The organism is Chelativorans composti, from assembly GCF_039541695.1.
Classification (GTDB): Bacteria; Pseudomonadota; Alphaproteobacteria; order Rhizobiales; family Rhizobiaceae; genus Chelativorans; species Chelativorans composti.
The window spans coordinates 81982-102750 of sequence record NZ_BAABGS010000021.1; the positions used below are offsets into that span (position 1 = coordinate 81982).

17 protein-coding genes are annotated in these 20769 nt (G+C 63.3%); 11 read left to right on the forward strand and 6 right to left on the reverse strand.

Annotation, left to right across the window (positions count from 1 at the left end; all coding sequences use genetic code 11):
• Positions 1-297: 297 nt before the first annotated feature.
• From greA to ABD906_RS08875, 4 genes are read left to right on the forward strand one after another with little or no spacing between them, the layout of a single operon-like run.
• The gene (gene greA, locus ABD906_RS08860) at positions 298-771 is read left to right on the forward strand and encodes a transcription elongation factor GreA (RefSeq protein WP_165278619.1); all 474 of its coding nucleotides are present in this window, start codon (positions 298-300) and stop codon (positions 769-771) included.
• Positions 772-781: 10 nt separating this feature from the next.
• Positions 782-1885, forward strand: coding sequence for a glycosyltransferase (locus tag ABD906_RS08865; RefSeq protein ID WP_165278618.1), 1104 nt, complete (start codon positions 782-784; stop codon positions 1883-1885).
• Positions 1882-2646, forward strand: coding sequence for a glycosyltransferase family 25 protein (locus ABD906_RS08870; RefSeq protein ID WP_165278617.1), 765 nt, complete (start codon positions 1882-1884; stop codon positions 2644-2646). The genes ABD906_RS08865 and ABD906_RS08870 overlap by 4 nt, the downstream gene beginning before the upstream one ends.
• 27 nt (positions 2647-2673) lie before the next feature.
• A complete protein-coding gene (locus ABD906_RS08875) occupies positions 2674-3363 on the forward strand; it encodes a glycosyltransferase family 25 protein (protein WP_345099146.1) in 690 nt (229 codons plus the stop codon).
• Between the two features lie 255 nt (positions 3364-3618).
• On the opposite strand, the gene ABD906_RS08880 is transcribed toward ABD906_RS08875, so the two are convergent.
• Positions 3619-4092: a winged helix-turn-helix transcriptional regulator gene (locus ABD906_RS08880; protein WP_165278615.1), complete on the reverse strand. Its 474-nt coding sequence runs from the start codon at positions 4090-4092 to the stop codon at positions 3619-3621.
• Positions 4093-4328: 236 nt separating this feature from the next.
• On the opposite strand from ABD906_RS08880, the gene trxB reads away from it, so the two are divergent.
• Together trxB and ABD906_RS08890 are read left to right on the forward strand one after the other, a co-directional pair.
• Positions 4329-5309, forward strand: a complete 981-nt coding sequence (trxB, locus tag ABD906_RS08885) for a thioredoxin-disulfide reductase (RefSeq protein WP_345099147.1) — start codon at positions 4329-4331, stop codon at positions 5307-5309.
• 126 nt (positions 5310-5435) lie between these two features.
• Positions 5436-6332: a LysR family transcriptional regulator gene (locus tag ABD906_RS08890; protein WP_345099240.1), complete on the forward strand. Its 897-nt coding sequence runs from the start codon at positions 5436-5438 to the stop codon at positions 6330-6332.
• 380 nt (positions 6333-6712) lie between these two features.
• Here the strand turns inward: ABD906_RS08890 and ABD906_RS08895 are convergent, their stop codons facing one another.
• Together ABD906_RS08895 and ABD906_RS08900 are read right to left on the reverse strand one after the other, a co-directional pair.
• Complete coding sequence (locus ABD906_RS08895; RefSeq protein WP_345099148.1) at positions 6713-8725, reverse strand: elongation factor G; 2013 nt, start codon at positions 8723-8725, stop codon at positions 6713-6715.
• Positions 8726-8955: 230 nt separating this feature from the next.
• Complete coding sequence (locus tag ABD906_RS08900; protein WP_345099149.1) at positions 8956-10158, reverse strand: pyridoxal phosphate-dependent aminotransferase; 1203 nt, start codon at positions 10156-10158, stop codon at positions 8956-8958.
• Between the two features lie 248 nt (positions 10159-10406).
• Between ABD906_RS08900 and ABD906_RS08905 the strand changes: the two genes are divergently transcribed.
• Complete coding sequence (locus ABD906_RS08905; protein ID WP_165278611.1) at positions 10407-11297, forward strand: EAL domain-containing protein; 891 nt, start codon at positions 10407-10409, stop codon at positions 11295-11297.
• A gap of 75 nt (positions 11298-11372) precedes the next feature.
• Positions 11373-12038 carry a glutathione S-transferase family protein gene (locus tag ABD906_RS08910; protein WP_345099150.1) on the forward strand — a complete coding sequence of 222 codons (666 nt, stop codon included), beginning with the start codon at positions 11373-11375 and terminating at the stop codon, positions 12036-12038.
• Positions 12039-12078: 40 nt separating this feature from the next.
• Here the strand turns inward: ABD906_RS08910 and ABD906_RS08915 are convergent, their stop codons facing one another.
• A complete protein-coding gene (locus ABD906_RS08915; protein ID WP_165278609.1) occupies positions 12079-12312 on the reverse strand; it encodes a hypothetical protein in 234 nt (77 codons plus the stop codon).
• Positions 12313-12597: 285 nt separating this feature from the next.
• Between ABD906_RS08915 and ABD906_RS08920 the strand changes: the two genes are divergently transcribed.
• The 3 genes from ABD906_RS08920 (at position 12598) to ABD906_RS08930 (ending at position 18792) form a co-directional block, all read left to right on the forward strand.
• Positions 12598-13392 carry a transglycosylase SLT domain-containing protein gene (locus ABD906_RS08920; RefSeq protein WP_345099151.1) on the forward strand — a complete coding sequence of 265 codons (795 nt, stop codon included), beginning with the start codon at positions 12598-12600 and terminating at the stop codon, positions 13390-13392.
• Positions 13393-13577: 185 nt separating this feature from the next.
• On the forward strand, positions 13578-17081 hold the full coding sequence (gene carB, locus ABD906_RS08925) for a carbamoyl-phosphate synthase large subunit (RefSeq protein WP_165278608.1): 3504 nt from the start codon (positions 13578-13580) through the stop codon (positions 17079-17081).
• Positions 17082-17343: 262 nt separating this feature from the next.
• A complete protein-coding gene (locus tag ABD906_RS08930) occupies positions 17344-18792 on the forward strand; it encodes a phospholipid carrier-dependent glycosyltransferase (protein WP_165278607.1) in 1449 nt (482 codons plus the stop codon).
• Here ABD906_RS08930 and ABD906_RS08935 read toward each other — a convergent pair.
• Both ABD906_RS08935 and ABD906_RS08940 read right to left on the reverse strand, forming a co-directional pair.
• Positions 18789-19592: an ABC transporter permease gene (locus ABD906_RS08935; protein ID WP_165278606.1), complete on the reverse strand. Its 804-nt coding sequence runs from the start codon at positions 19590-19592 to the stop codon at positions 18789-18791. The genes ABD906_RS08930 and ABD906_RS08935 overlap by 4 nt on opposite strands.
• Positions 19589-20599 (reverse strand): ATP-binding cassette domain-containing protein, encoded by a 1011-nt coding sequence (locus ABD906_RS08940; protein WP_345099152.1) that lies wholly within the window; start codon positions 20597-20599, stop codon positions 19589-19591. Before ABD906_RS08940 ends, ABD906_RS08935 begins: the two co-directional genes overlap by 4 nt.
• Between the last annotated feature and the right edge of the window lie 170 nt (positions 20600-20769).

Consider the following 20769-nt stretch of genomic DNA (forward strand, 5'->3'; position numbering starts at 1 on the left):
GGAGACTCTTTGAGCCGGTTTGGAAGGGACGCCGTTGAATAGCGAAAGTTAAGCGGAACTGGTAGGGGGCACGAGCGCACATTGTTAAGGATCTGCCCAGGGAGCAGGCAGCAGCCGGCGGGGGGCTTCCGTCTGTGTCTAACGCCAAAAAATGCTGATGAAAAATTCTCAAAGCTTGCTATATTGATGCGCGAGTGAATGAAGCGGGTCCGTAGCCATTGGTTTCGGACCGTTTTCTTTTTGTGTGTCGTCGCATGCGCAATGGTGCGTAGCGGTCAGAACTAAGGTGATGCAGATATGAACAAGGTCCCGATGACTCTTTCTGGCTACGAGGCGCTGAAGGAGGAACTTCGCTGGCGCCAGCAGGAAGAGCGTCCGCGCATCATCGACGCCATTTCGGAAGCGCGGGCCCATGGCGATCTTTCCGAGAACGCGGAGTATCACGCCGCGAAGGAGGCGCAGAGCCTCAACGAGGGTCGTATCGCCGAGCTTGAGGATCTCATTGCGCGCGCCGAGGTGATCGACGTGAAGAAGCTCTCCGGCGACACGGTGAAGTTCGGTGCCACGGTGGTCCTCGTCGACGAGGAGACCGAGGAGGAGAAGACCTACCAGATCGTCGGCGATCAGGAGGCCGACGTGAAGGCCGGTCGCATCTCCATTTCTTCCCCGATTGCGCGCGCCCTGATCGGCAAGTCCGTTGGCGACACGATCGAGGTCAACGCTCCGGGCGGCGCTCGTGGCTACGAGCTCGTCAGCATCCAGTACATCTGATCGTTTTCCCATGAACGAGACTCGCAGAGCAGGGGAGGGGGAAGCAGCTGAAGCTTCTCCGGCCCCTGATCTGCGCCGGACCTATGTCATCGCGCCGAACTTCAAGCGGCGCCTCTCCGGCGTGACCAGCACCATCATCCAGCTTCTGCCGCTGCAGTCCCGCATGACCGGTATCGCGGCGCTGGGGCCGGGTCTGCCGGACAATTTACCCAAGCTCCGGTGGTGGCAGGTTCCGGGCCTGCTGCTCAGGCCCGAAGGCAAGCCCTTTCGCATCTGGCACGCCCGCCGTAACCCGGAAATGCTTGCAGGAATCATCCTCAAGCATGTCTTCCGCGCTCCGCTGCGGCTGGTCTTTACCTCGGCCTCCCAGCGCCACCACACCCGTTACACCCGCTGGCTCATCCGGCATATGGATGCGGTGATTGCCACGAGCCACAAGTCGGCCCGTTACCTGCTGGTCGAAAACACCGTCATCATGCACGGGGTGGACGTGGATCGCTTCTCGCCGCCCGCCGACAAGGCGGAGGCAATCCGCTCGCTCGGGCTCGATCCGGCGCAGCGTTATGTCGGCTGTTTCGGGCGCGTCCGCCACCAGAAGGGCACGGACCTGTTCGTCGACACGATGATCCGGGTGTTGCCGGATCGTCCGGGCTGGTCGGCGATCATCACCGGCCGCACGACCGCGAGCCACGCCGAATTCGAGTCCGATCTGCGCGCGCGCGTCGAGAAGGCGGGCCTCGCTGACCGCATCCTCTTCCTCGGCGAGCGCAAGGACATTCCGCGCTATTACCGGGCCCTGAGCCTTTTCGTGGCGCCCCAGCGCTGGGAAGGCTTCGGTCTGACGCCGCTGGAGGCTATGGCGACCGCCGTGCCCGTTGTCGCGACGGATGTCGGCGCATTCTCGGAGCTGATAGAGCCTGGAGTTACCGGCGAAATCATTCCTCCGGACGACCTCGATGCGATGAGCACGGCCGTCGCCGGCTGGATGGATGATGAGGAACGGCTGGCGCGTGCTTCCGACGCGGCGCTGGGGTTGGTCCATTCCAAATTCCGCCTTGAAGGCGAGGCAAGCCGGATCCTGGAGGTCTACGAAAAGCTCTGGCGGATGCAATGAAACTGGAGGCGTTCATAATTCACCTGCAGCGCGCCGAAGGTCGCCGGGCGCAAGTGAGCGAATTGTTTCGACAGATCGCCCCGCTGCCGGTTGAAATTTTGGACGCCGTCGATGGCATGAGCCTGACCCGCGAAGAGATCGAGCACGTCTATCGGCCCGAGCTGCTGAAGCCGCTTTACCCCTTCGCGCTACGTCCGGCGGAGATCGCCTGTTTCCTGTCGCATCGCAAGGCCTGGCGCCAGATCGTCGATCGCGGGCTCGACGCCGCGCTGGTGCTGGAGGACGACATTTCGATCGATCCAGTAATCTTCGGCAACGCCCTTCGGCTGGCGCAGTCCCGGTGTGATGGCAGCTCTGCCACGATGATCCAGTTTGGCCTTAGACCGCCTCGGGGCAGGGGAACCGTGATCGCTTCCGATGGCGAGACACGCATCGTCTGCCCGCAGACGGTGATGCTTGGGGCGCAGGCACAGCTCGTCTCCCGCGAGGCGGCCAAACGTCTTCTCGCGAGCTCGGAAATCTTCGATCGGCCCGTGGATGTGCTCTTCCAGATGTTCTGGCTCACGGGCGTTCATCCCTTGGCTGCCGTTCCCTCAGGCGTCTTCAGCCGGTCCGCGAAGGTCGGCGGAACGACGATCCACGCCCCGAAACCTCTGCTGGAGCGGGTTTACCGCGAATGGCAGCGGTACAGGTTCCGCAGCCAGACGCGAAAGCTTTCCCGTTTGCACGGTGGCGCCGGGGAAACGGATAAGGCTGCCTGATCCGCCGGCGCGAGGGATGAGGCGTCCATGAAGGTTCTGTTGATCAATCTCGACCGCGCGACGGATCGTTTGGAACGCATGCGCCGGGTCTTTGGCGAAGCCGGCATCGAATTCGAGCGCGTTTCCGGCGTTGATGGCAGCCAGCTGTCTGCGGAAGAACTTGAGCGTTGCCAGCCGCAGCCAGGTTATTTCGGCTGGCTGGCGAAGGGCGAGCTGGGCTGCTTTCTGAGCCATCGGCTGTGCTGGAAACGCATCGCGGAGGGCCCGCACGAGCATGTGGCTGTCTTTGAGGACGATATTGTTTTCGGCTCGGATGCCGCCGCACTCCTTGCCGATACGCAGTGGGTCCCTGCCGACGCGGACATCGTCAAGCTGGATGCGGCACCCTTCCGGACCTACATCGGCCGTGACGGAAAGGATCTGCCCGGCGGACGGCGCCTACACCGTCTCTGCTTCAATCACTATTGCACCGGCGGCTACATCATCTCGAAGCGGGCCGCGGCCTATTTGCTCAAGGAAAGCGAGATCCTCCGCGCGCCGGTGGACGAGTTCATGTTCAACGTCGTGTCGCCGGCATTCCGCCGCTCCCGCGTTTACCAGGTCGTTCCGGCCCTCTGCACGCAGGAGCGTTACGTTTTCCCGCAGAATGACGGGGAGCCCGGAGCTACATCGAGGGGCGGCAGTTCAAGCGCCGGCTGCGGCTCGGGCGGAAGCTGATCCGTGAGCTATACTCCGGCTTCAATCGGGTGTGCTCCTGGTTCGGCCTGCGTCAGCGGCGCAAGATAGGCTTCGACCTCCCGTACCTCTGAGACGGCGCACGGGCGGGGCTATTGCCGGCGGCCTCGCCGGGGACGGCCCGCAGCATCGGTCAGGGCGCCGCCGGATTGAGCCGTGCTGCAGACAGGACGGACGGTCTGGAATGCCGGTAGATTGACGGGGTTCGGGAATGTGCGGGGAAGGATCAGTTCCAGGTCAGTCGATCGGGACCAAGCCTTCGTCCTTGACCTGGCGGATCGTGAGGGCGGTGCGTACGGTGTCCACATTCGGCACGGACGTCAGTTCGTCGATGACGAACGTCTGGAAGGTCGCCAGATCCGGAGCCACGCAATGCAGGAGGAAGTCGGAGTCCCCCGACACGATCCATGCGCGGCGGACGATGGGCCACGCCTTCGTGCGCTCGGAGAAGTTCTTGAGTTCCGCCTCTGACTGGTGATTGAGGCCGACCAGGCAGAACGCCACGACGTCGAATCCTAGGGCGGGGCTGTTGAGCAGCGCGCGATAGCCCCGGATGATCCCGTTGTCCTCGAGCCACTTCACGCGCCGCAGGCACGGGGGAGCTGATATCCCGACACGGCGCGACAGTTCGACATTCGTAATCCGACCGTCTTTTTGGAGTTCGCGCAGGATTTTCCAGTCTATGGCGTCGAGTTCGGCCTTAAACGGCATTGAAGCCTCACAGTTTCTGCACTGCAGAGTGATTCCGTTGTATTCGATACGGCAGGCTAAGGCATGTTGCGAGCTGCGCCAACAAGTCCCCGAAAGCCATCTTTTCCACAGCTTCGGACACGATTGTGGCCTCCAGCCATAACTATTGGAATTTGGGCACGTCGCCTTGTAACAGGGGGTATGGGATACTTATGTCTAACGGCCGTTTGAGAAGCCGTGAGAAAGGAATTTGCTCAATGTCGACGCGTCACGCTCCTGTCCTCATCATCGGATCGGGTCCGGCGGGGTATACTGCGGCCATCTATGCGGCTCGTGCAATGCTGAAGCCGCTCATCGTCACCGGCCTGGATCAGGGCGGGCAGCTGATGATCACCACCGAGGTGGAAAACTATCCCGGTTTCGCCGAGCCGGTCCAGGGGCCGTGGCTGATGGACCAGATGCGCCAGCAGGCCGAGAATGTCGGTGCGGAGATCGTCAACGACATCGTCGTGGAGGCCGACATCTCCGCGCGTCCCTTCCGGCTCCGGGGTGACAGCGGCACGGTCTACACCTGTGACGCGCTCATCATTGCCACCGGCGCCAAGGCGAAGTGGCTGGGCATTCCCTCTGAACAGACCTTCATGGGTTACGGCGTTTCGGCTTGCGCCACCTGCGACGGCTTCTTCTACCGCGGCAAGGACGTTGTGGTCGTCGGTGGCGGCAACACGGCCGTCGAGGAGGCGCTTTATCTGTCGAACCTCGCGCGAAAGGTTACGGTTATTCATCGCCGCGACGAGTTCCGCGCTGAGCGGATCCTGCAGGAGCGCTTGATGCAGCGTGACAACGTCGAGATCCTCTGGGACTCCGTTGTCGAGGAGATTGTTGGCGACACGAGCCGCGCACCGCTGCCGCCGTCCGTCACCGGAATTCGCATCCGCAACGTGAAGACGGGGGAGGTCTCGGAACTGTCCGTGGATGGCGTGTTCATCGCCATCGGCCATGCGCCGGCAGTGGAGCTGTTTGAGGGCAAGCTCAAGCAGAAGCCGGGCGGCTATCTCTGGACCGAGCCGAATTCGACGAAGACGAGCGTCGAGGGCGTCTTCGCCGCTGGCGACGTTGCTGACGACGTTTTCCGTCAGGCCGTCACGGCGGCGGGCATGGGCTGTATGGCGGCTCTTGAAGTTGAACGATATCTGGCCGAAAAGGGAGCTGTTCGGGAGGTCGCAGAACAGGTTTAGCGACAGTGTGCCGGCGCGGGCGGTCTCGCCCGTGCGGGGGGTGGTGCGGCTGGTCGCACATCACGCAGGGCGCCGGACAAGTGCCAGCAATAGGCATGCGGCGCTTTGCGATTCTAAAGAGGGAAACTGAAGTTGGATTGGGACAAGCTCAGGGTATTCCACGCGGCCGCTTCGGCCGGCTCGTTTACGCATGCAGCAGAGATATTGCACCTTTCTCAATCCGCAATTTCACGGCAGGTAAGCGCGCTTGAGCAGGAGGTGGGCGTCCCCCTGTTCCACCGTCACGCGCGCGGCCTGGTGCTCACGGAACAGGGAGAAATCCTCTTCCGCACGGCGCATGAAGTCTTGATGAAGCTGGAAAGCGTGAAGATGCGCCTGTCCGAAACGAAAGACAGGCCGTCTGGCATGCTGCGCGTATCGACCACTGTCGGCCTGGGCACCGGCTGGCTGGCCGAGCGCGTGCCTGAGTTCGGCGAGCTCTATCCTGACATTCAGCTCCAGCTCATCCTGGACGACCAGGAGCTGGACCTGACCATGCGCCAGGCCGATTGCGCCATCCGCATGCGCCTGCCGCAGCAGCCGGACTTGATCCAGCGCAAGATGTTCACGGTGCACTTCCACCTCTACGCCTCGCCGGCCTACATCAGCCGCTACGGCAAGCCGAATTCGGTGGAGGATCTCGACCGCCATCGCCTGGTCATCTTCGGCGAGACGGTTCCCCCGCACCTGAGCGACATGAACTGGCTGGAGACGGCGGGCAAGCCCGAGGGCGTCAAGCGGCCGGCTGCCCTGCAGATCAATAGCATTCCGGCGATAAAGCTGGCGGTCCAGCGCGGCGCGGGAATCGCCATGCTACCGGACTACGTGGTGGACGAGACGAGCGGCCTCGTGCGGATCATGCCGGACACGGAAGTGCCGTCCTTCGACACCTATTTCTGCTACCCTGACGCGATGAAAAATCAGGCAAAGCTGCAGGTCTTCCGCGACTTCCTGATTGCCAAGTCGCGCAGCTGGTCCTTCTGAATCGAGAGGGGGCGGATACCATTGTCTCCGGGTGGCGGCGCGTTGCTATCCGTTCCGGTCCGTAAATGTTATTGAAAAAGAACATTTTTCCCGGGCGGGAGCGACCACGTGCGGCCAGCGAGGGGGAAAAATAATTAGCCAGCCATGCGGACAGCGCATGGCTGAGTTGCGTTTCACCGTGCTTGTTATTTCGGCAGATCCAGCCCATATGGAGGGCACTCGCGGAGGCGTTCTCCTCCCATTTTCCTCCGTGAGTGTTCCCCTCTGGAGGTTTTGCCTAACGGCACTCCATCTAACTTAGCCGGATCATTCGATCCGGCTTTTTTTTGTTTGCAGATTGAATCTACCGCCTCAGTCCTCCCGTCGTTCCGCCATAGGGATCAGGCTGCGGATCTGCCCTGCGCTGCAAGCACATCATCTGCCAGCCGCCCGGTCAATTCGGCCATATGGTTAAGCTCGGCGCGATAGGTGCCTGCGCCGGCTGTCGCCGAGCGAAGCTCGATGATGAGATTGCCCATCTCCGCTTCCGGCACCAGCGCTTCCACCACGTCCCATCCAGGCAGGTCGGTGCGGGTTTCGAAGCCCAGGATCTGTCCGCGCCGTTGCGAAAGGATCGCCGTGACCTTGGCCGTCGCGTCCGAGGGCGTGTCGATGGAAACCTTGAGGATCGGCTCCAGCAGGACCGGGCTCGCGAGTGGCAGGCCCTCCCGCATGGCGAGCTTCGCCGCCATCTGGAACGCCATGTCGGACGAGTCGACCGAATGGTAGGAACCATCGGCGAGGTTCACCCGAATATCCACCACCGGAAAGCCCAGCGGTCCGCGCTGCATGGCTTCGCGCACGCCGGCCTCGACCGACGGAATGTACTGCTTGGGCACGACGCCGCCGGTGATGGATTCCGTGAACACGAAGCCGCTGCCGCGTGGGAGCGGCGCGATCTCCAGCACCACGTCGCCGAACTGGCCGTGGCCCCCCGATTGCTTCTTGTGGCGTCCCCGCTGCGTCACCTCCCTCCGGATCGTCTCGAGGTAAGGTACGGCTGGCATCCGCATGTCGACCACGATCTGATAGCGCCTCTCGAGCTGCTCCTTCGCGTGGCGCAGGTGCATCTCGCCCTGGCCGGACAGCAGCGTCTCGCCCGTCTCCTTCCTCTGAACCAGCGCAAGCGACGGGTCCTCCTCGATCAGCTTCTGCAGGCAGGCCGAAAGTTTCGCTTCGTCCTTTCGGTCCGCCGGGCGCACTGCCATGGAAAACACCGGCTCGGGCCGCTTCAGTTCGATCCGGCGCGGCGCGCTGACGGCCTTGCCGGCGCCGAGCACGTCGCCTGTCCGCGCGCCCTCGATCTTGCCGAGCGCCACTGTCTCGCCTTCATCTGCAGAGGAAATCTTCGCCTGTTCCTTGCCGTTCATGCGGTAGATGCCGGAGATGCGGCCCGCCGCGCCGAAATCCGCGCCGTCGCTGATATGTCCCGAAAGCACGCGCGCAATCGAGACCTTGCCGCCGTGGCTCGTATGCACCGTCTTCATCACCTGGACGAGCGTTCCGTTGCCGTCGACACCAAGGCGGCGGCGTGTCGCCGTCACGTCCGGGGCGTCGTGCCGCAGCGTCTTGAGGAGGCGCAGCACCCCGTGGCCCTTTTCGGCGTTACCGATCAGCACCGGCGTCACCGTGCCCGCGCGCAGGTCCGATGCGAGGTCGTTGAAGATGGCGTCACGCGGCGGCTCGATTTCCTGCAACAGTTGCTCGAGCAGCGCGTCATCCTGATCGGCCAGCGTTTCCAGCATCGAGAAGCGTGCTGCCACCTCGCGCGCCTTTTCCTCGTCAGGGATCGGCGCGATCTCGCTCGGTGCATGCTCCTGGTAGATGTAGGCCCGTTCGAGTGCGAGGTCGATCGACCCCACCACGATGCCGTCCTTTCGCAGCGGAATCTGCCGCAGCAGCAGGGGCGTGGAGCTGATCGGCTGGAAGATCTGCAGGGTCTCGCGCACGCCCGCCGTGCTCTTGTCGATCTTGTTCAGGAACAGGATGCGGGGGATTCCGAGCTCCTCCAGCTGGCGCATCAGTAGCTGGAGCTGCGGCAGTTTCTTGTCATCTGCATCGGCCACTATCACCGCCACGTCCGCCGCTGCGATCACGGGGCCCGCCTCGTGGGCGAATTCGACCGATCCCGGGCAGTCCACGAATGTCATGCTCTCGCCCATGAAGCTGGTGGTGGCGAAGCAGGCCTCCGTTGTCATGGAATGCGTTGCGGGACCGGATGTCGGGGGAGTGAAGGGCTGCGCGCCCGTTCGCATGAGGATGGCGTTGAGCAGGGTACTCTTGCCGCTTTCCAGGGGACCCACGATGGCAATGCACTTGGGTCCCGTAAATCTTTCGCCTGGGTGTGTCTCCATGTTGCCGGCCTCCTCTCGGCTCTTGCTCGAGCGGCGGCCGGCCCCCGTCGGCCGTCGCACTGTCACGGGCGCATCTTCGGCGCCTCATGTCGGTTATGGTCACATGATGGCGCGTTGAGAGCAAGTCCGGAAACGTCCGGATCGGACGGGAAAAGAAAAGGCCGTCCCGGATCTCTCCGGAACGGCCCGAGCGGTTGGGAGCCGGATCAATCCGGCACCCGTGAAAGCTTTTAGCGCAGCGACGCGGCGAAGCGCTGGATGCGACGGCAGGCTTCCTCCAGCAGGTCCTCGGACGTCGCGTAAGAGATGCGGAAGTTCGGGCCGAGGCCGAAGGCAGAGCCGTGCACCACGGCCACATGCTCGGTCATCAGCAGCTCGGTCACGAAGTCCTCGTCCGTCTCGATCACCTTGCCGCTCGGCGTCTTCTTGCCGATCAGTCCCTCGCAGGACGGATAGACGTAGAATGCGCCTTCCGGCGTCGGGCACTTGATGCCCGCGGCCTGGTTCAGCATGGACACGACCAGGTCGCGGCGGGACTGGAAGATGGCCTTGTTCTTGGCCACGAAGTCCTGCGGGCCGTTGAGCGCCTCCACGGCGGCCCATTGGGCGATGGAGCAGGTGCCGGAAGTCTGCTGGCTCTGGATTTTGTCCATGGCCTTGATGAGCTCGATCGGGCCGGCGGCATAGCCGATGCGCCAACCGGTCATCGCGTAGGCCTTGGACACGCCGTTCATCGTCAGCGTGCGGTCATAGAGGTTCGGCTCCACCTCGGCGATGGTGCGGAACTTGAAGTCGCCGTAGGTCAGGTGCTCGTACATGTCGTCGGTCAGCACCCAGACGTGCGGATGCTTGAGCAGCACGTCCGCGATCGCCTTGAGCTCGTCGCCCGTGTAGGCAGCACCCGACGGATTCGACGGCGAGTTCAGGATCAGCCACTTGGTCTTCGGCGTAATGGCCGCCTCGAGCACGTCCGGCTGCAGCTTGAAGCCGTGCTCGATCTTGGTCTGCGCAAAGATGGGCGTGCCGCCGCACAGCGCGACCATCTCCGGATAGCTCACCCAGTAGGGCGAGGGGATGATGACCTCGTCGCCCGGGTTGATGGTCGCCATCAGGGCGTTGAACAGGATGTGCTTGCCGCCGGTGCCGACGATCGTCTGTGTCCAGTCATAGTCGAGGTTGTTCTCGCGCTTGAACTTGGCAGCGATGGCTTCGCGCAGCGGCTTGATGCCCGCGACCGGCGTGTACTTCGTCTCGCCGCGGCGGATGGCGTCGATGGCCGCCTGCTTGACGTTTTCCGGCGTGTCGAAATCCGGCTCACCCATTTCCAGGCCGATGACGGTCAGTCCCTGCGCCTGCAGCTCTCGTTTTTTCTGGGAGACGGCGATGGTGGCGGAGGGCTTAACACGTGAAAGGGCGTCGGCGAGGAAAGCCATGATATGGAGCTCCATTGGGAATGTTACGCACGCCCGCAGTGTGCCTGAGTGCGGGTCAGCCGCCTTAATGTCCGATCGGAAGAAAATCCGCAAGAGCCTGCGGTGAAGACTTGCATTAACGGCGGGTCAATTCTTGTATGTCATCCTCGATCCGGTGGAATGATGAATGATTTTGGTCATGGCGCTTCCGGCAAAGTCTGTTACCCGGCATGGAACCGTTGAACCTCTGCAATCGGGACAGCCATAGCATGTCGCGCGTCAAGCTTCTCCCGGATCAGATATACGAAGCGATTCACGTGGACGAGGTAGGCCTGGAAACGGGCCTCTGCGGCCCGTTCAGGCTTCGCACCGTGTATCATCCGATTTTCCGCCGCCATGGCAGGGAGGCGGCCACGCCCTGGGGTGCGGCCGGTCGCATCGAGGCGCTGAAGGATGGCGAACCTGTCTCGGAGGAGGTATTCCGGGCGAGCATGTCGCCGGAGGACGAGCTTCTGGCGGCTGCCCTGCGGGGACTGCTGCCGGTCCGCAACTATCTTCATCTCGGCATTGACGGTCTTGCTGTTCTCTCCGGCTGCGGCGCCCCCGCCTATGGCGACCTTGACAGCGCGGTTCACTGCCTGGATGGCCTGGTGCAAGCCATTGCCGACGTGTGGCTGGAGCCGTCGCTGGTCTATTTCTCCGTCGGTCAGGAGGTGCCCGAGGCGACCTTTGCCTGCGTGGCGAACGAGCTGAAATTCCGCGGCATCCAGCCCGCTCTCGGCGATTTTGGAACGGACCAGTCCTCCATCGCCAGGGTGGAGGTTCTGTCACCGCGCATCGTCGCGCTCGACCGCAGCATGTTTGAGCGGATCGCCCTTGTGCCCATCGCCGTCCGCCTGATGACGTCAATCGTTGAACGCCTGCAGCGTGAGGGCCGGGATGTGCTCGTCACGGGCATTGCGACGGTGGAGGAGCTGCGCGTCGCCGTGGACATGGGCGCGAACCTGCTGGAAGGTCCGCTGCTGCGTCCGGCCCGCCAGGCCGGGGTGCTGTTCGACATGTCGCCGATCAATCTCGCCGCGCTTCTTTCCGACAGCGAGAACGTGGTCCGTTTCGTCTCCACGGTCCGCGGCTGCCGCGACATGCCTCAATCGCACTGATCGATTGCATCAGCCCAATTGAATCGCCTGATCCTCGCTTCTCCCCTATTCTCGTGTCGAACAGGGGAGGGGCTCATGAAGCTCTACAGCATGATCGGGAGCGGAAACTCCTACAAGGTGCGCCTGCTGCTCTCGAAGCTTGGTCTTCCATATGTCCATGTCGCGATGAGCTCGCGCGACGGTTCGACGCGCACGCCGGAATTCCTGGCCATCAACCCGATCGGCAAGCTGCCCGTGCTGGAGCTAGACGATGGCCATCACCTTGCCGAGTCCAACGCCATTCTTCTCTATCTGGCGGAGCTGCACCACACTGAACCCACGTGCTATCTGCCCCGGATGCCTTACGAGCGCGCGCTGGTTTTCCAGTGGCTCTTCTTCGAGCAATACAGCCACGAGCCCAACGTGGCGGTGAGGCGGGCGCTGCTGACCTATCCCGAAAGGGCCGCCCGGGCCACACCGGAGCGCCTGGCGCAGACGCTGGCGGGCGGCAATCACGCTCTTGGCGTGATGGAGCAGCAGCTAGCAAGAACGCCCTATCTGTCGGGCGATTGCCTGACGGTCGCGGACATCTCGCTTTATGCCTATACCCACGACGCCGATGTGGGCGGGTTCGACCTGAACGGATTTCCGGCCGTCCGGCGATGGCTTGATCGCGTGGCGGCGGAGCCCGGCCACGTACCGATGATGGACCCGAGGCTCCTGGAGGCGCCGGAAGTCTTCATGCCGGGGCGCGCGGAGTAGCTGTGTCACCTCCGCTCGCTGGCTGGTGTCTCGCTGTCTCTTAGGCGGTTTGCTGGAGAAGGGTCTCCACGGACGAAGTCTTTGCCTGCTGCGCCTGGGCAATGGAGCGAAGGACGGAGTTGAGTTCGTCCATGTCGACATAGAAGGCGCGAACCAGATGCGTGGGTATGAGATCTTCGGATATGCCCGCGGCCATCAGTTTATGGACGGCCTTCATGAGCTGGTCGCGCTCGGTCAGGCGCAGCTTGATGTTCTCGTACGGTCCGTAACCCATTTCATCCCCCAACGTGCATAGAAAGCCCTTGGACGGCGTATCCCCGAATGTTTCCTGTGCACGGGACGGATCCTATGGGGCGTTGGTTATCATTGCGTGAATCATTGTCCCGTTAACCCCTCTCCAACCATGCTGCATTAAGGTCCGGAACGTGGCAAGACGGCAAATAAGGCCGTTTCGTTTAGCCGGCTTCCCGCTGTTTCGGCTGGCTTGGTTGAAAACCGGGTCGTCTTGTTGTATCGACCCCATTGGGCCGGGAACATTAACCATATGCGGAGATACAGTTTGACGCCCTGGACCTCTTATCGCCGCGCCGTGCTGGTTTCTGTGATGGCCGGTATGCTTGGCGCCTGCAATTCGGCCGGCGGCCTTGATCTGATCGCCTCCGATCTGACCGCCACAGACGGCACTGCAGCCCAGACTTCCCCAGAAGGCGAGACTGCATCGGATTCCGGTAAGACCGCAGCGACAGCGGCTCAGGAGGTAGCCTCCGCCGACGCTGAGGCAGCGCAGAGCAGGGTGATTGCCGCTGCCGGGGAGGGCAAGGCTGCCCAATCTGGCGCTGAGCCCGCCGTCATTGCAGCGGTTCCCGTGCAGCGCCCGGGGCAGGGCGTCGTCGAGGCGTCGCTGGTTGCCGTCAGCGCCTATGCCGAGCAGAAGCAGCCTGGATCGCTGGCGACCGCGTTGGTGGAACCGGTTCCTTCGGGCCGGAAGGTCGCTCCCAACAGTCCCGAGCTCCATGCGCTCATCTCACACTATGCGGCCCATTACAATGTGCCCGAGCGGCTCGTTCATCGCGTGGTAAAGCGTGAGAGCAATTACGATCCCTCCGCCCGCAACAAGATCTACTGGGGTCTGATGCAGATCCGTCACGATACCGCCCGCACCATGGGCTATCGCGGCTCCCCCGAGGGTCTTCTCGATGCCGAGACCAACCTGAAATATGCGGTGAAGTACCTGCGCGGCGCCTATATCACTGCGGAAGGCAATGAGGATCTTGCGGTGCGCTTCTACTCGCGCGGCTACTATTATGACGCGAAGCGGAAGGGGCTGTTGAAGGTGACTGGCCTGCGTCCCTAGGACGCGCCGGGTGAGCCCTCTTCAAGTTATCCAATAAAAGCGGCATTACACCGCTATTTTCGGGGTTCCTTATGGCACGGCCATTGCCTATAAGGCTCGCTTAGCCCCCAAACGAATTTGCCTCGGCGGCTCCTCACCGTTCCGGTGAGGTGTTTTCGCCTGAGCCACGAACGGACGCTAAAAATATGCCCAAACGTACCGACCTTAAGTCGATCCTGATCATCGGGGCCGGCCCGATTGTCATAGGCCAGGCCTGCGAGTTCGACTATTCCGGCACCCAGGCCGTGAAGGCGCTGAAGGAAGAGGGCTATCGCGTCATCCTTGTCAATTCCAATCCGGCCACCATCATGACGGATCCGGAACTGGCGGATGCCACCTATATCGAGCCGATTACGCCGGAAGTTGTCGCCAAGATCATCGCCAAGGAGCGCCCGGACGCCATCCTGCCCACCATGGGCGGCCAGACGGCGCTGAACACGGCCCTGTCGCTGCGCCGCATGGGGGTCCTGGACCGCTACAACGTCGAGATGATCGGCGCCAACGCTGAGGCGATCGACAAGGCCGAGGACCGCGCGCTGTTCCGCGAGGCCATGGCCCGCATCGGCCTCGAGACCCCCCGTTCGATGCTGGCGAACGCCACCGAGGTCAAGGAAGCCGACCGCAGGAAACATGAGGCTGAGCGCGAGGAGCTTCGCGGCAGGCTCAGCGGCGCGGAGCTGGACGCGGCCCTCGACGCGCTCGAGGCCGAGTGGCAGCGCGGCGAGGGCGACCGCAAGCAGCGCTACATGGCGCACGCCATGGGTATTGCCGCCCAGGCGCTGGATTACGTCGGCTTGCCGGCCATCATCCGTCCGTCGTTTACCCTAGGCGGTACAGGCGGCGGCATCGCCTACAACCGCTCTGAATTCTTCGAGATCGTCGAGCGCGGCCTCGACGCCTCACCGACCACCGAGGTGCTGATCGAGGAATCGGTGCTCGGCTGGAAGGAATACGAGATGGAGGTTGTCCGTGACCGCAAGGACAACTGCATCATCGTCTGTTCCATCGAGAACGTCGATCCGATGGGCGTTCACACCGGTGACTCGATCACCGTCGCGCCGGCGCTCACGCTGACCGACAAGGAATACCAGATCATGCGCAACGCCTCGATCGCGGTGCTGCGCGAGATCGGCGTCGAGACGGGCGGCTCCAACGTCCAGTTTGCCATCAACCCGAAGGACGGCCGCATGGTCGTCATCGAAATGAATCCGCGCGTGTCGCGTTCGTCGGCGCTCGCCTCCAAGGCGACCGGCTTCCCGATCGCCCGCATCGCGGCCAAGCTCGCCATTGGCTACACGCTGGACGAGCTTGAGAACGAGATTACCGGCGGTGCCACCCCGGCCTCTTTCGAGCCGTCCATCGACTATGTCGTCACCAAGGTTCCGCGCTTCGCCTTCGAGAAGTTCCCCGGCACCGACACCACGCTGACCACCTCGATGAAATCGGTGGGTGAGGTGATGGCCATTGGCCGCACCTTCGCCGAATCCCTGCAGAAGGCGCTGCGCGGCCTCGAGACGGGCCTGAACGGCCTCGACGAGATCGAGATCCCGGGCTACCGCGAGGGTGGCGATCCGTCGGAGAACAAGAACGCCATCCGCGCCGCCCTCGGCACGCCCACGCCGGACCGCCTGCGCATGGTGGCCCAGGCTTTCCGCCTCGGCATGTCGCTGGAAGAGATCCATTCGATGTGCCACATCGACCGCTGGTTCCTGGCGCAGATCGCCAACATCGTGGACATGGAGAAGCGCATCCGCGAACACGGCCTGCCGCAGGATGCCCATAACCTGCGCATGCTGAAGAGCATGGGCTTCTCCGACCAGCGCCTGGCCTCGCTCACCGGCACGGATGCCCAATCCGTCCGCAAGCTTCGCCATCAGCTCGGCGTGCATCCGGTCTACAAGCGCATCGACACCTGCGCGGCCGAGTTCGCGTCGCCCACCGCCTACATGTATTCCACCTACGAGACCCCCTTCGCCGGCACGCTGTCCGACGAATCCCAGGTCTCCGACCGCAAGAAGGTGGTGATCCTCGGCGGCGGTCCGAACCGCATCGGACAGGGCATCGAGTTCGACTACTGCTGCTGCCATGCCGCGTTCGCGCTGGCTGAAGCAGGCTACGAGTCGATCATGATCAACTGCAACCCGGAGACGGTCTCCACCGACTACGACACCTCCGACAGGCTCTATTTCGAGCCTTTGACCGAGGAGGACGTGCTGGAGATTCTCCGCATCGAGCAGTCGAAGGGCGAGCTCATGGGCGTCATCGTCCAGTTCGGCGGCCAGACCCCGCTGAAGCTGGCCGACGCGCTGGAGCGCGAGGGCATTCCGATTCTCGGTACGTCGCCCGACGCGATTGACCTCGCCGAGGACCGTGACCGCTTCCAGAAGCTTCTGATCAAGCTCGGCCTCAAGCAGCCGAAGAACGGCATCGCCTACTCGGTCGAGCAGGCCCGCCTTGTGGCAGCCGAACTCGGCTTCCCGCTTGTCGTCCGCCCGTCCTACGTGCTTGGCGGCCGTGCCATGCAGATCATCTATGACGAGGCCCGCCTGCAGAGCTACCTGCTGGACACGGTTCCCGGCCTTGTTCCGGAGGAGATCCGCCAGAAGTATCCGGCCGACAAAACCGGCCAGATCAACACGCTGCTCTCCAAGAACCCGCTTCTGTTCGATACCTATCTGACGGAAGCGACCGAGCTCGACGTGGACTGTCTGGCCGACGGCAAGGAAGCCTATGTCTGCGGCATCATGGAGCACATCGAGGAAGCCGGAATCCACTCCGGCGACTCGGCCTGTTCGCTTCCCGAGCATTCGCTGCCGAGGGAGATCATCGAAGAGGTCGCCCGCCAGACCAAGGCTCTGGCCAAGGCCCTTAATGTCGGCGGCCTGATGAACGTGCAGTACGCTGTGAAGGATGGCGAGGTCTACGTCCTCGAGGTCAACCCGCGCGCTTCCCGCACGGTCCCCTTCGTGGCCAAGACCATCGGACGCCCGATCGCCAAGATGGCCGCCCGCGTCATGGCCGGTGAGGGCCTGCAGGACGTCTTCCGCGTCTACGGAGAGCTTCCCGACATCGGCAAGCTCGGCCATATCGCGGTGAAGGAAGCTGTATTCCCGTTCGCCCGCTTCCCGGGCGTCGACACCCTGCTCGGACCGGAGATGAAGTCCACCGGCGAAGTGATGGGCCTCGATCACGACTACGCTCTGGCCTTCGCAAAGTCCCAGCTTGGCGCCGGCGTTGACCTGCCGCTCTCCGGCACGCTGTTCGTGGCGGTGCGCGACGAGGACAAGGCGCGCGTCCTGCCTGCCGTCCGCAAGCTGGCCGACCTTGGGTTCAAGGTTCTTGCCACCAGCGGCACGGCGCGCTTCCTGCGCGAGCATGGCGTCGAGGCGGAGAAGATCAACAAGGTGCACGAGGGCCGTCCGCACATCGAGGACGCCATCCGCAACCGCCAGGTGCAGATCGTCTTCAACACGACGGACAGCCAGAAGGCGGTATCGGACTCCAAGTCCCTGCGCCGCGCGACCCTGATGCAGAAGGTGCCGTACTACACCACCATGGCGGGCTGTGATGCGGTCGTGGAGGCCATCGCGGCCCTGAAGGCCGGTAGCCTCGAGGTCCGTCCGCTGCAGAGCTATTTCGCGCGCCAGTAACCGGGCTTCGCCGCCCGTTTACCCGTTACCGGATCTGATGAGAAAGGCCGGCGATACGCCCGTATCGCCGGCTTTCTGTTTTTCTCCGAGATATTAGCGCACGCTATTTGAACGGCCGTGCGTTTCCTGTAGATATTGCGCGACGCTTCTGCTGAGCGTCCTTTGTTTATCGTGCCGATTACTTTGATCGTTTCTGGGTTAGGCTCTTTTGGAAACCGGGCAGCAGGACGTGCCGGGCAGGTCCTGCGGGGTGGAGGGGAAAATGAAATCAGGCCTGCCGAAGGCGGAGCGCCTGCTTGTCGTGTTGCTAGCCGGTCTCGTGCTGGCGCGTCTCGCCACCATGGCGATTCTACCTCTCATGGACACGACCGAGGCCCGTTATGCGGAAATCGCCCGCAAGATGGCGGCTCTTGGCGACTGGGTCACACCCTGGGCGGACGATGATGTTCCCTTCTGGGGCAAGCCGCCATTTTCCTTCTGGATTACCGCGCTGAGCTTCCGCCTATTGGGCGTGTCCGAATTTGCCGCACGCCTGCCGCATCTCCTGTGTGCGGTGCTGGTCGGCCTTCTCGTATGGGACATCTCGCGCCGAGTCGAGGGCAGGCGGGTGGCGATCATTGCCGTCTCCCTTCTGGCGGGTTCCACTCTGTTTCTGGTCTCCGCCGCCGCAGTCATGACCGACATGGCGCTGGTGCTCGGCACCGCCGCCGAGCTTTATGGCTTCTGGGGCGGCCTGTTCGGAACCTCCGAGCGTCACCGTCGCCTGAGCGCCTGGATCTTCTTCCTCGGCCTCGCTGTCGGTCTGCTCGCCAAGGGGCCTGTCGCGCTGGTCTTGAGCGGCGTGCCCATCGGACTCTGGGTGCTGATCGAGAACCGGTGGAAGGAGACCTTCACCCGCTTGCCGTGGATCCCCGGCGCGCTGCTGGTCGCCGTCCTCGTGTTGCCGTGGTACTGGCTTGCAGAGGAGAAGACACCGGGCTTCCTCGAATATTTCATCGTCGGCGAGCACTGGAAGCGCTTCGTCGAACCCGGCTGGACGGGAGACCTGTACGGTCGCGCCCACAATTTTCCGATCGGCACCATCTGGCTCTTCGCGCTGATCGCCGCGCTGCCCTGGCCGTTTACGGTGCTGATCGTCACCTGGGAGGCGCGGGGCAGGAAGCCGTTGCCCCGCGAGCGCTCCTGGGCACGATACACGCTGCTCTGGGCGCTGGCGCCGCTTCTCTTCTTCACGGCCTCGCGCAACATCATCTGGACCTACGCGCTGCCGTGCCTCCCGGGCGCAAGCCTGTTCATGGCCGGCTGGTTCGCCGCGCGTTCCGAGCGGATCGAGCAGTGGGTCGCAAGCGGCCTCGCCATCATGATAGCGCTCACGATCGGGGCAGGGACGGGGGCCGCCTTCTTCCCGCAACTCCTGGACGATGTGACGGCCCGCGCCGTTGCCGTCGCCTACCTTGGCCGCCGGCAGGCTGACGAGCCGCTCTACTTCGTTAAGCACCGCCCGTTCTCGGCCACCTTCTACAGCCAGAACGCCGCCCGGGTACTGCGCGAGGATGAACTGGCCACGGCCCTGTCGGAAAAGAGTGGCTACCTGGCTGTGCCGGCGGGCTTGCCCTTGCCGAAGCTTCCGCCCGACCTGGAGGCCGACGAGACACCCGGCAATCACGGGAAGTACCGGTTGCTCCACGTCCGCCGAAAGCCCGCGGACTAGTTACCCCGCCGGTAGAGCCAGAGCGTCACCGGAGCGAGCAGCACCGTGAGCACCACGGGGGCCACCAGCGCCAGCAGGATGTCCGGCGCCGACGCCGTCCCGTTCATCAGCCCGCGGATGGCGGTCGTCATGTGCGACACGGGATTGCGCACCACAAAGGCTTCCAGCCATCCCGGCATCGTCTCCGGCCGCACCATGATGTTCGACGCGAAGGCCAGCGGCATGATGAGCGTGAAGCCAAAGGTCATCACCGTCATGGGCGAGCGGATCAGCAGTCCGAGCACGAGGAAGATCCAGCCCACGCCGAAACCGATGATCACCAGCAGCACGAACGCGCCGATAACACCCGTCACTCCGCCCTCCGGCCGGAAACCGAGAATGAGGCCGATGGTGAGAATGATCAGCCCGGCGATCGTGTGCCGCAGCACGTCGCCCACCATCAGCCCGGCGAAGGGAGCGAGCGACCAGATCGGCAGCGACCGGAACCGCTCGAACAGCCCCTTGGAGAGATCCGTCGAAAGGCCCATGCCGGAATAGACCGAGTTGAACACCACCGTCTGCACAAGGATGCCCGGCAGCAGGTATTGCAGGTAGCTGTCGGGTGAGCCCGCCAGCGCGCCGCCGAACACGAAGGTGAACAGCAGCGTGAACATGATCGGCGTCATCACCAGGTCGAACATCTGCTCCGGCACGTGGCGGAACTTGAGCACCGCCCGCCAGCCGAAGACGAGCGCGTTGGAGAGCGCCGACGGCTGTGGCGGTCGCTGGACCCGAATCGTGTTGGCGGTGATCCCGTTCATGGCTGAACCTCCTGTGCCGAAGCCATGTCGCTTTGTCCGGTGAGGGCAAAGAACACCTCGTCGAGGCTCGGCGAGCCCATCGAGAAGTCGGCGATGTCGATGCCCGCTTTGATCAGCGCCGCGATGGCCGCGTTCGCCGCCTTCGGCGATCCGGCGATGGCCGAGATTTCCCCGCCCTCAGCGTTCCGGTGCACCGTGGTCCGAAGCTGGCCGGCGAGAATGTCTGCGGCCTGCTCGAGCTGGTCCGGATCAGGGATCGAGACATGCAGCACCGCCGAGCCGATCTGCGCCTTGAGTTCGCGGCTCGTGCCTTCTGCGATCTTGCGGCCCTTGTCGATCACGGCGATGCGCGCGGCGAGCTGGTCCGCCTCTTCGAGATACTGGGTGGTGAGCAGAATGGTCACGCCCGCTGCCGCCAATTCCCGGATCATCCGCCACACGCCCTGACGTGCCGTGGGGTCTAGGCCGGTCGTCGGCTCGTCCAGAAAGAGTACGCCAGGCGTCACGATCAGTGATGCCGCGATGTCGAGCCTGCGCCGCATGCCGCCGGAATAGTCCTTGACCTGCTTGCGCGCCGCGTCCGCAAGGTCGAATGCGTCGAGGAGTTCGTCCGCGCGTGCCGCCGCCGTGCGCCCGCGGAAGCCCCACAGGCGGGCAAGCATGATGAGGTTCTCCCGGCCCGTGAGATCCTCGTCAAGCGAGGCGAACTGGCCGGTGAGAGCTATTTCGCTGCGCACCTTGTGCGGCTCCGTCGCCAGGTCGTGCCCCATTAGCGTTGCCGTCCCGGCGTCTGCCTTGATGAGCGTTGCGAGGATGCGGATCAGCGTCGTCTTGCCGGCGCCGTTCGGGCCGAGCACTGCGAAGATCATGCCGCGCGGAACGTCGAGGTCGATTCCGTCGAGCGCCTTCACGCTGCCGAACTGCTTGGTGAGTCCGCGTGCCGTGATCGCGAAGGGAAATGCGGACGCTTCCGAAATGAAGTTCCGCGCAGGTGCTGTCGTACTCATCGAAACCACCGTGTCTGGTTGCAACATGAAATGGACGTTGCTGCCTGGTTCAGGCCGACAGCAGGCGCTGGAATATAGACATTACGAAGAATTTTATCAGCGATCGCGGACGCTGGCCCATCACATTACTGCCACCAGATGACATCAAGGCGGTCATTCGTTCGCACGGA

What these genes read in the sequence shown, in the direction of transcription:
- greA (WP_165278619.1), top strand. Translation starts at nt 298, where the DNA reads ATGAACAAGGTCCCGATGACTCTTTCTGGCTACGAGGCGCTGAAGGAG.
- ABD906_RS08865 (WP_165278618.1), top strand. Translation starts at nt 782, where the DNA reads ATGAACGAGACTCGCAGAGCAGGGGAGGGGGAAGCAGCTGAAGCTTCT.
- ABD906_RS08870 (WP_165278617.1), top strand. Translation starts at nt 1,882, where the DNA reads ATGAAACTGGAGGCGTTCATAATTCACCTGCAGCGCGCCGAAGGTCGC.
- ABD906_RS08875 (WP_345099146.1), top strand. Translation starts at nt 2,674, where the DNA reads ATGAAGGTTCTGTTGATCAATCTCGACCGCGCGACGGATCGTTTGGAA.
- ABD906_RS08880 (WP_165278615.1), bottom strand. Translation starts at nt 4,092, where the DNA reads ATGCCGTTTAAGGCCGAACTCGACGCCATAGACTGGAAAATCCTGCGC.
- trxB (WP_345099147.1), top strand. Translation starts at nt 4,329, where the DNA reads ATGTCGACGCGTCACGCTCCTGTCCTCATCATCGGATCGGGTCCGGCG.
- ABD906_RS08895 (WP_345099148.1), bottom strand. Translation starts at nt 8,725, where the DNA reads ATGGAGACACACCCAGGCGAAAGATTTACGGGACCCAAGTGCATTGCC.
- ABD906_RS08900 (WP_345099149.1), bottom strand. Translation starts at nt 10,158, where the DNA reads ATGGCTTTCCTCGCCGACGCCCTTTCACGTGTTAAGCCCTCCGCCACC.
- ABD906_RS08905 (WP_165278611.1), top strand. Translation starts at nt 10,407, where the DNA reads ATGTCGCGCGTCAAGCTTCTCCCGGATCAGATATACGAAGCGATTCAC.
- ABD906_RS08910 (WP_345099150.1), top strand. Translation starts at nt 11,373, where the DNA reads ATGAAGCTCTACAGCATGATCGGGAGCGGAAACTCCTACAAGGTGCGC.
- ABD906_RS08915 (WP_165278609.1), bottom strand. Translation starts at nt 12,312, where the DNA reads ATGGGTTACGGACCGTACGAGAACATCAAGCTGCGCCTGACCGAGCGC.
- carB (WP_165278608.1), top strand. Translation starts at nt 13,578, where the DNA reads ATGCCCAAACGTACCGACCTTAAGTCGATCCTGATCATCGGGGCCGGC.
- ABD906_RS08930 (WP_165278607.1), top strand. Translation starts at nt 17,344, where the DNA reads ATGAAATCAGGCCTGCCGAAGGCGGAGCGCCTGCTTGTCGTGTTGCTA.
- ABD906_RS08935 (WP_165278606.1), bottom strand. Translation starts at nt 19,592, where the DNA reads ATGAACGGGATCACCGCCAACACGATTCGGGTCCAGCGACCGCCACAG.
- ABD906_RS08940 (WP_345099152.1), bottom strand. Translation starts at nt 20,599, where the DNA reads ATGAGTACGACAGCACCTGCGCGGAACTTCATTTCGGAAGCGTCCGCA.